This window comes from Nocardioides luti, from assembly GCF_014212315.1.
Classification (GTDB): Bacteria; Actinomycetota; Actinomycetes; order Propionibacteriales; family Nocardioidaceae; genus Nocardioides; species Nocardioides luti.
Map to the genome: position 1 here is coordinate 3,995,323 of NZ_JACKXE010000001.1, position 9,046 is coordinate 4,004,368.

5 protein-coding genes are annotated in these 9,046 nt (G+C 72.5%); 3 read left to right on the forward strand and 2 right to left on the reverse strand.

Annotated features, from left to right (window positions below):
• Window positions 1–7: 7 nt before the first annotated feature.
• A complete protein-coding gene (locus H5V45_RS18950) occupies window positions 8–3,226 on the reverse strand; it encodes a response regulator (protein WP_185254373.1) in 3,219 nt (1,072 codons plus the stop codon).
• 113 nt (window positions 3,227–3,339) lie between these two features.
• Here H5V45_RS18950 and H5V45_RS18955 point away from each other — a divergent pair, with 113 nt between their 5' ends.
• Window positions 3,340–4,539, forward strand: coding sequence for a cytochrome P450 (locus tag H5V45_RS18955; RefSeq protein WP_185254374.1), 1,200 nt, complete (start codon window positions 3,340–3,342; stop codon window positions 4,537–4,539).
• On the opposite strand, the gene H5V45_RS18960 is transcribed toward H5V45_RS18955, so the two are convergent.
• Window positions 4,515–6,059, reverse strand: a complete 1,545-nt coding sequence (locus H5V45_RS18960) for a protein kinase domain-containing protein (RefSeq protein ID WP_185254375.1) — start codon at window positions 6,057–6,059, stop codon at window positions 4,515–4,517. The genes H5V45_RS18955 and H5V45_RS18960 overlap by 25 nt on opposite strands.
• Before the next feature lie 131 nt (window positions 6,060–6,190).
• On the opposite strand from H5V45_RS18960, the gene tyrS reads away from it, so the two are divergent.
• A complete protein-coding gene (tyrS, locus tag H5V45_RS18965) occupies window positions 6,191–7,462 on the forward strand; it encodes a tyrosine--tRNA ligase (RefSeq protein ID WP_185254376.1) in 1,272 nt (423 codons plus the stop codon).
• Window positions 7,459–8,514, forward strand: a complete 1,056-nt coding sequence (locus H5V45_RS18970; RefSeq protein ID WP_343061629.1) for an alpha-hydroxy acid oxidase — start codon at window positions 7,459–7,461, stop codon at window positions 8,512–8,514. Before tyrS ends, H5V45_RS18970 begins: the two co-directional genes overlap by 4 nt.
• The last annotated feature ends 532 nt before the right edge of the window (window positions 8,515–9,046 follow it).

The following is a 9,046-nucleotide window of genomic DNA, read 5'->3' on the forward strand; positions in this document are numbered from 1 at the left end:
GCCGCGCTCAGGCGCGGTCGCCATTCGTGGAGTACGACGCCTGGTAGGCGAGCACGGCCGAGCGACCCTGCTCGAGGGCGGTGTCGAGGTCCTCGAGCAGCGAGCCGGCTGCGTCGACGTCCCCGCCCTCGGCGGCGATCTCGAGCTGCTGCGCGATCCGGCCCGCCGGGGTCACGCCGAGGTTGAGCGCGCCGCCGGCGAGCTTGTGGGCGACGTACTTCAGCTGCTCGGCGTCGCCGGCGCCGTGCAGCTCGCGGAGGGTGGCCATGGTGGTGACCGAGTTGGCCACGAAGTTGCCGATCGCGCGGTCGAGGTAGGTCGTGTCCCCGGGATCGAGGTCCCTCAGCTCGTCGATACGGGGGAGGTCGAGGCCCTCGAACAAGGGTCGGGGCTCGGTCGGTTCGGGGGACGCGTCCGGGGGAACGGTCATGGTGGGCTCCTTCTGCAGCCAACGGTCCAGCACATGGGTGAGGGCGGAGGGATCGACGGGCTTGGTGAGGAAATCATCCATCCCCGCAGCCAGGCAGCGCTCGCGTTCACCCTCGACGGCCGCGGCCGTCATGGCGATCACGGGCATCCGCTGCGCGGGGGTTTCGTGCGCGCGGATCTCCCGGGTGGCGTCGTACCCGTCCATCCGCGGCATCTGCACGTCCATGAGCACGAGGTCGAAGGGCTGCTCGGCCAGCAGGTCGAGGGCGACCAGGCCGTCGTCGGCGGTGACCGCGACGTAGCCCAGCGCCTCCAGGAGGCCGACGGCGACCATCTGGTTGACCGGGTTGTCCTCGACGACGAGCACCCGGTGCTGCTCGTGCGCGGGCCCGGGCGCGGCGGCCGCGGTGGAGGCCCGCGGCCCGACGCCGGCCAGCTCGCCCAGGAGCGTGCCGCGCAGCACGCCGGACAGCACCGGCTTCGTGAGGCAGGCGGCGATCCGGTGCTGCGCCACCCGCTCGGGGTCGGGCGCGGTGATCGACGTCAGCATGACGAGCACGAGGTCGTCGTACGCCGGCACCGAGCGGATCTGGCCGGCCAGGTCCAGCCCGTCGCGGAACGGCATCGCCAGGTCGAGCAGCACGGCCTCGAAGGGGTCGCCGGACGAGTGCGCCGCGTGCAGCGCCTCCATCGCGGTGTCGGCCGAGCCCACGCCGATGGAGCGGACCTGCCACCACTCGAGCTGCTCGGCCAGGATCTGCCGGTTGTGGTCGTGGTCGTCGACGACGAGCACCCGCTTGCCCTGGAGCCAGGCGCGGGCGTACTCGTCGTCGGGGTCCGTCGCCGCGCCGGTCGGGGCCTCGAAGCGCGCGGTGAACCAGAAGACGCTGCCCCCGACGGGGTTCGGCCGCAGCCCGATCTCGCCGCCGAGGGCGTCCACGATCTCGCGGGCGATCGCCAGGCCGAGCCCGGTGCCGCCGTACACCCGCGTCGTGGACGCGTCGGCCTGGGTGAAGGGGTCGAACAGCGCATCCACGTCGACGTCGTCCAGGCCCACACCGGTGTCGGTGACCTCGACGTGCAGCTCGGTGCCGCCGCCGTCGGTGGGGGAGGCGGTCGCGCGCACGAAGACCTCGCCGTGCTCGGTGAACTTCACGGCGTTCGAGCCCAGGTTGGTCAGCACCTGCGCCAGCCGGGTCGGGTCCCCGGACAGCACCTCGGGGACGTCGGGGTGGCAGGAGATCACCAGCTCCAGGCCCTTGGCGCGGGCGCTCTCCGACAGCACGCTCGCGACCTGGTCGAAGACCGGCCGCACCTCGAAGTCGAGGCGCTCCAGCTCGAGCTTCCCGGCCTCGATCTTGGAGAAGTCGAGGACGTCGTTGATGACGCTGAGCAGCGCCCGGCTGGCGACCTGCACCCCGGACGCGAGCCGGGCCTGGTCCGGGTCGAGCCCGGTGCGGAGCAGCAGGTCGTTGAGCCCGATCACGCCGTTGAGCGGCGTGCGGATCTCGTGGCTCATCGTGGCGAGGAACTCCGACTTCTGCCGGGAGGCCTCCATCGCGTCGTCGCGGGCGCTCGCCAGCGCCCGCTCGGCCCGCTCGCGCTCGGCCACCCGCCCCAGTTGCACGGCGACCTGCTCCACCATCGTCTGGATCATCTCGTGGCGGTAGAGCGGCGGTGCGGAGGTGATCGTGACGACGGCGCAGATCTCGTCGTCGAAGAGCACCGGGAAGGCGATCGTCAGTCGGGAGTCGTCCCACACCGAGCCCCGGACCTCGACGGCGCGGTTCGCCAGCGCGATCTCCATCGCCGTGGCCTCGGGGGTGGCCTCGTCCGCCTCGCGGTCCGCGTCGGAGAGGTAGAGCGGCACCACGGCGCGGCCGTCCGGGGTCGGGACGAAGCCGCGGGCGCGCTCCCAGTCGTCGTGCAGCAGCACCAGCGAGCGGGCGTGCCCGAGCACGTCGGTGAGGGTCCGGGCCTCGTTGGCCGCCACGGCCACGGCCTGCATGAGGGCGTTCTGCGTGAAGGAGTCCTCGAGCGCCTCCTCGGCCTGCTTGGCCTCGGTGATGTCCTGGTGGGTCCCGGACATCCCGACGACCTTGCCGCTCTCGTCGCGGAAGGCGACGCCCCGGCCGCGGGTCCAGACCCAGTCGTCCTCGCCCTGCACCCGGGCCACGAAGATGAAGGTCTCGGCGCCGTCGAGCGCCGAGCGGACGGCCGCGTCGACCTCCGCACGGTCGTTGGGGTGCACGATGCCGAGGAAGTCGTCGTACGCCGCCGGGAACGACGCCGGGTCGAGCCCGTAGAGCGCGAAGAGCTCGGGGGAGCCGGAGATCTCGTCGCGCTCGACGTCCCACTCCCAGCTGCCGATCCGCGCGATGCGCTGGGCCTCCTCGAGCCGCCGCTGGCTGGTGCGCACCTCGTCGAGGAGCTGGCGCCGGCCCTGGTAGTCGCTGATCCGGTGGACCACCGCGGTGATCTCGCCGTCGGGGCCGTGCAGGGCGCTCTCGCTGACCAGCACCCAGAAGACACTGCCGTCGCGCCGGACGAACTGGCTCTCGACGTCGGTCTCGTTGGTCCGCCCGGCACGCACGTTCTCGAGGTGCGCGGCGAACTGGCCGCGGCCGACCTCGTCGAGCGAGTCGAAGTAGGTCAGGCCCGTGAGCTCGGAGGCCTCGACGCCGAACATGCGGGCGAGCTCGGGGTTCGCGTAGAGGGTGCGCCCCTCGAGGTCGAACACCCAGATGCCGTCGGGTGACGTCTCGACGATGTCCCGGTACAGCGTCGTCAGGTCCATGGCACCTCCCGCGGCACACGATAGGGGGCCGGTGGCACCCCGGTCCGCTCAACGCGGCAATGGCGGCCCACGACCCCTGCCCACCGGACGCCGCCCGTGCTAGAACGTGTTCCATGTCTGCGGCCGAGCCCCTGTTCTCGCCGCGTTCGGGGGAGTCCTGGCGCGATCCGTGGGCGTCGTACGCCGCCCTGCGCGAGCGGGATCCCGTGCACCGTGTCGGGGACGGTGACCTCTGGGTCCTGAGCCGCTTCACCGACGTGTACGACGCCGCGCGCGACACCACGACGTACTCCTCGGCCCGGGGCCTCACGATGACCGACGGCGAGGCCGAGCTCGCGCTCGTGAGCGACTTCCGGCCCATGGTGATGCTCGACCCGCCCGACCACACGGCGTTCCGCCGGCTGGTGGCGCGCGGCTTCACGCCCCGGCAGGTGGGCGAGCTCGAGCCGCAGGTGCGCGCGTTCGTCGTGGAGCGGCTCGAGCAGGTGCGCCGGCAGGGTGCCGCCGACATCGTCGCCGCGCTGCTCAAGCCGCTGCCGAGCATGGTGGTGGCGCACTACCTCGGTGTCCCCTCCGCGGACCGGCCGCGCTTCGACGGCTGGACCGACGCGATCGTCGCGGCCACGAGCGCCGGCAGCCCCGGCGACAGCGCGGACGCCGCCGCCGAGATGCTCGACTACTTCGCCCGGCTGGTCGAGCGGCGCCGGGCCGACCCGGGCGAGGACACGATCTCGCAGCTGACCCGCGCGGGCGACGACGTCAGCGTGCTGCGCGTCCTCGGGTTCGCCTTCACGATGGTGGCCGGGGGCAACGACACGACGACGGGGCTGCTCGGCGTGAGCCTCCAGCTCCTGGCGGAGCACCCCGGGCAACGACGGCTCCTCGTGGAGCACCCGGACCTCGTGCCCGACGCCGTGGAGGAGCTGCTGCGCCTCGCCAGCCCCGTGCAGGGGCTGGCCCGGACGACGACGCGCGCGGTCGACCTCGACGGCGGCTGCCTGCCCGCCGGCGCTCGCGTGCTCCTGCTGTACGCCGCCGCCAACCGCGACCCGCGCGAGTACGGCGCCGACGCCGACGAGCTCGACGTCCGGCGCCGGCCGCGCCGGATCCTCACGTTCAGCCACGGCGCGCACCACTGCCTCGGCGCGGCCGCGGCCCGGCTGTCCGCGCGGGTGGTGCTCGAGGAGCTGCTGGCCCGGATGCCCGACTTCAGCGTCGACGCGGCCGCCGGGACGTTCGCCGAGGGGCACTACGTCCGGCGCTACGCGTCGCTGCCGTTCGAGGCCGGTCAGCCCTCGCCGTCGATGAGGTAGGTCCCGGTGTCCGCGTCGTAGGTCAGCTGCAGGCTGACCTGGTCCTCGGTCGTGGAGCCGTCCGTCTTCGTGTAGGTCACGCCGTAGCTGACCGTGAGCGTCTTCGGGTTGGCCTGCACCGTGCCGACCGAGGCGCTGGCGATGGTGCTCCAGAAGCCGTCGTAGCCCGCGTAGCCCCTGCTGGCGGCCTGGAAGGACGGCGTCAGCATCTCGAAGGCGGTGCGCCGGTCGGTGGGCGCCGTCGCCAGGTAGTTCGTGATGAACTCCTGCATCCCGGCGCGCGTCGGCCCGGCCGGCTCCGCGCTGGTCGACTCGGACGGCGACCCGGACCCGGAGCCCGAGCTGGTCGGCTCGGGGGCGACGTCGTCGCTGGGGTCGTTGCCGCCGTTCCCGCCCGTGAGCAGGGCGAAGGCGACCAGCAGGGCGAAGACGACCAGGGCGACGACGACCACGATCGTCGCGGCACCGGGGCGACGCCGACCGGTGCCGGTCGGAGCCGGAGCGGGCGCGACGGTGGTCGGCGCGGGCGCAGGAGCCGGCGCGGGGCTCGCCGCCGCGGTCGCGGCGACCGTCGGCTCCGGGCGCGGGGCCCGGGGGACCGTCGGCTCCACCGGGGCGGACGTAGCCGCGCGCACCGGTGGGACGGCAACGGGGAGCACCTGGGTGCCGGCCGCGTCACCGGCAGCGCTGCCGGCCGCGACCGTGGTGGTCGGCTCCGGGTGCAGCACGGTGCCGCTGGGGCCGGCCGCGAGGAACCGCTGCACCTCGGCCATCGTCCAGCGGTCGGCGGGGTCACGGGTCATCGTCGCCTCGAGCAGCGGGGCCAGCCAGGCGGCCCCGTCGAGACGCGGCGGCTCCTCGTGCACGATCCGGTAGAGCGCCCCCATGAGGTTGTCGCCCACCTCGTACGGCGGGTGGCCGGCCAGCGCGTGGAAGAGCGTGGCGCCCAGCGACCAGACGTCGCTGGCGTCCGTGGCGCTCTGCCCGGAGGCGACCTCGGGGGCCAGGTAGGCGGGGGAGCCGGTGACGAGCCCGGTCTGGGTCAGGGACGCGTCCGCCTCGGCGCGGGCGATCCCGAAGTCCGACAGCTTCACCTGGCCGCGCGGGGTGACGAGGATGTTCGACGGCTTCACGTCGCGGTGCACGATGCCGGCCGCGTGCGCGGCGGCCAGCGCGTCGGCGGCCTGGGCCACCAGCGGCGAAGCCTCGTCCGGGGACAGCGCCCCGTCGCGCTTGACGAGCTCGGAGAGCGTGACGCCCTCGACGTACTCCATCACCAGCCACTGCTGGTCGTCCTCGAGCACCAGGTCGAAGACCGCGACCACGTGGGGGTGGTTGAGCCGGGCGGCGAGGCGGGCCTCGCGCTCGGCACGCTCGAGGTCGGGCTCGCTGCCACCGGGCATCATGCCGATGCGCTTGAGCGCGACCTCGCGCCCGAGCACCTCGTCCTGCCCGAGCCACACGGCGCCCATGCCGCCGCGGCCGATCTCCCGGTCGAGCGTGTACCTGCCAGCGATCACGTGTCTGCGTCCTCCTCAGGGCCGCCGCCCAGACTAGGCGACCGCGCCCGGGAACCCGGTGGGCGTCTGGTCGCGCGATGGGGCAGGCTTGTCCCCGACCGCCCGTACCCACCTGAACCGGAAGGCACCCCGTGCCCCTCGACCCGACGCTCCTCGACGACCTCGCGTGGCGCGGACTGCTCGCCCACACGACGGACCTCGACGCCCTGCGCACCGCGCTGGGTGAGGGGAGTGTCCGGTTCTACGTGGGGTTCGACCCGACCGCGCCGAGCCTGCACATGGGCAACCTCGTCCAGATCCTCACCGCGCGACGGCTCCAGCAGGCCGGGCACACGCCGTACGCCCTCGTCGGCGGCGCCACCGGCATGATCGGCGACCCGCGCGACTCCGGCGAGCGCACCCTGAACTCCGCCGAGACCGTGCAGGACTGGGTGGGGCGGGTCCGCCGCCAGATCGAGCCGTTCCTCGACTTCGACGGTGACAACGCCGCGACCATGGTCAACAACCTGGACTGGACCGCGGGCCTCTCGACGATCGACTTCCTGCGGGACATCGGCAAGCACTTCCCGGTCAACCGGATGCTCGCCCGCGAGACCGTGAAGCGGCGGCTCGAGTCCGGCATCAGCTACACCGAGTTCAGCTACGTCCTGCTGCAGTCCATGGACTTCCTCAACCTCTTCCGCACCCACGGCGTGACGCTGCAGTTCGGCGGCTCCGACCAGTGGGGCAACATCACCGGCGGCGTGGAGCTGATCCGGCGCTCGGACGGGGGACAGGCCCACGCGTTCGCGACGCCGCTGATCACCAAGGCCGACGGGACGAAGTACGGCAAGACCGAGGGCGGCGCCCTGTGGCTCGACCCCGAGATGATGTCGCCGTACGCCTTCTACCAGTTCTGGCTCAACGTCGAGGACGAGAAGGTCTCGGAGCTGCTGCGCATCTTCACGTTCCTCGCGCGTGCCGAGATCGAGGACGTCGAGGCCCAGCACGCCGAGAAGCCGTTCCTGCGGCTGGGGCAGAAGACGCTGGCCGAGCACGTCACGTCACTGGTGCACGGGGAGTCCGAGACCGAGCAGGTCAAGGCGGCCTCGGCCGCCCTCTTCGGGAGTGGGGACCTGTCGGGCCTGAGCGCCTCCACGCTGGGGGCGGCGCTGCGTGAGGCCGGGAGCGTCGAGGTGAGCGCCGCGGGCGGGCTCCCGTCCGTGGTCGACCTCCTCGTCGACTCCGGGCTGGCCAAGAGCAAGGGGGAGGCCCGCCGGACCATCGGTGAGGGCGGCGCCTACCTCAACAACGTGCGCGTCGAGGACCCGGAGGCGGCCCCGACGCCCGACGACCTGATCGGCGGCGCCTGGCTGGTGCTGCGCCGCGGCAAGAAGAAGTTCGCGGGCGTCGAGGTCCGGTGACCGTGACGGGCGGGCGGTGGCGCGAGGCGCTGGAGCAGCGCGCCCGAGACGTCCTGCCCGCCCCGGTGCTGGAGTACGTCCTCCAGGGAGCCCGGGAGTCGGTGACGACCGCCGAGTCGACCCGCACCTGGGCGTCCGCACGCTTCCGCCCGTACGTGCTGCGCGACGTGACCGAGCCGGACCTGTCCGTCACCGTCCTCGGCCACCGCCTCGAGGTGCCCTGGGGGGTCGCGCCCACCACCCTGCAGCGTGCGGTCCACCCCGAGGGCGAGGTCGCCATGGCCCGCGCCACGGCGGCGGCCGGATCGATGATGGTGGTCTCCAGCAACGCGGGCACGCCGTTCACCGCGATCGCCGAGAGCGGCGTGCACTGGTGGCTGCAGGCCTACCTGCCGGCGGACCGCACCCTGGCCGAGCCGATGCTGGCCCGTGCGGTCGAGGCGGGCGCGCGCGCCGTCGTGCTCACCGTGGACACCCCGGTCGTCGGCACGAAGTACTCCGCGGGGCCCTCGGTCTGGGAGACCGTCGACCCCGGCATCGTCCGGGTGAACCTCGACGAGGACTACGACCGCCTGCCCGGCGCCGAGAAGGCGCTGGACCTGGGGCCGCACGACATCGGCTGGCTCGCGGAGATCACCGGGCTCCCCGTCGTGGTGAAGGGCGTGCTCCGGGGTGACGACGCACGGCGCTGCGTGCAGGCCGGGGCCGCAGCCGTGTGGGTCTCCAACCACGGGGGACGCCAGCTCGACCGCGCCGCCCCGACGGCCGCCTGCCTGCCCGACGTCGTCGCGGCCGTGGGCGAGGACGCCGAGGTGTACGTCGACGGGGGAGTGCGCAGTGGGCTGGACCTGCTCGCGGCCCTCGCCCTCGGGGCCGACGCCGTCTTCCTCGGCCGGCTCCCGCTGCTGGCCCTGGTCGACGGGGCCGACGGCGTCGCCGCCCTGCACGCGACGCTGCGCGAGGAGACCCGCGAGGCGCTCCGCCTGGCCGGCTGCCGGACCGTCGTCGACACGCACGGGATCGTGCTCGCCGACCGCGGTAACCACCTCTGACCTGCGCAAACGTGAATGTGGCCCGGGTCACGTCGTGTCGATTTGATCGATGCCTCGACCTCCCCTAATGTTCTCCGAGTCGCCAGGGAGCGGCGGGCAGCAAGATCGAGAGATCGGGCGGCCGGCCCCCGACGACCACCCCCCACCATCGCAGCAAGATCCCCGCGATCGAGTGCGCTCCACCAGAGCCTCTCCTGAGCGAGTTTCACTGTGGTGCGCCCGGGGTGAGGGATGAAAAGCTTCGAATTGCGAAGCGGAATTCAACCCGCTAAGGTTTACCAAGTCGCCACCGAGCGAAAGTCCGAATAGGGCCTGAAGCGGTGCGTGCCTGATTCTTGAGAACTCAACAGTGTGTCATAGTCGACGAATTAGTTTGTTATGCCCCGTCGATCATTGCTTTCGCAGCTCCTTTGGGGTTGTGGTGGTGGTGGTTGATGGTTTCTTTGGTAAGACAATGATTCTGGCAAAATTTTGTCAGGGTTTTGTTCTTGTCAGGGGCATCTCTTTTTCCGCAGTCGCCTTTGGGTGGTTG

Excerpts from the sequence above, each read along its gene's own strand:
- H5V45_RS18950 (WP_185254373.1), bottom strand. The coding sequence starts at position 3,226 with ATGGACCTGACGACGCTGTACCGGGACATCGTCGAGACGTCACCCGAC.
- H5V45_RS18955 (WP_185254374.1), top strand. The coding sequence starts at position 3,340 with ATGTCTGCGGCCGAGCCCCTGTTCTCGCCGCGTTCGGGGGAGTCCTGG.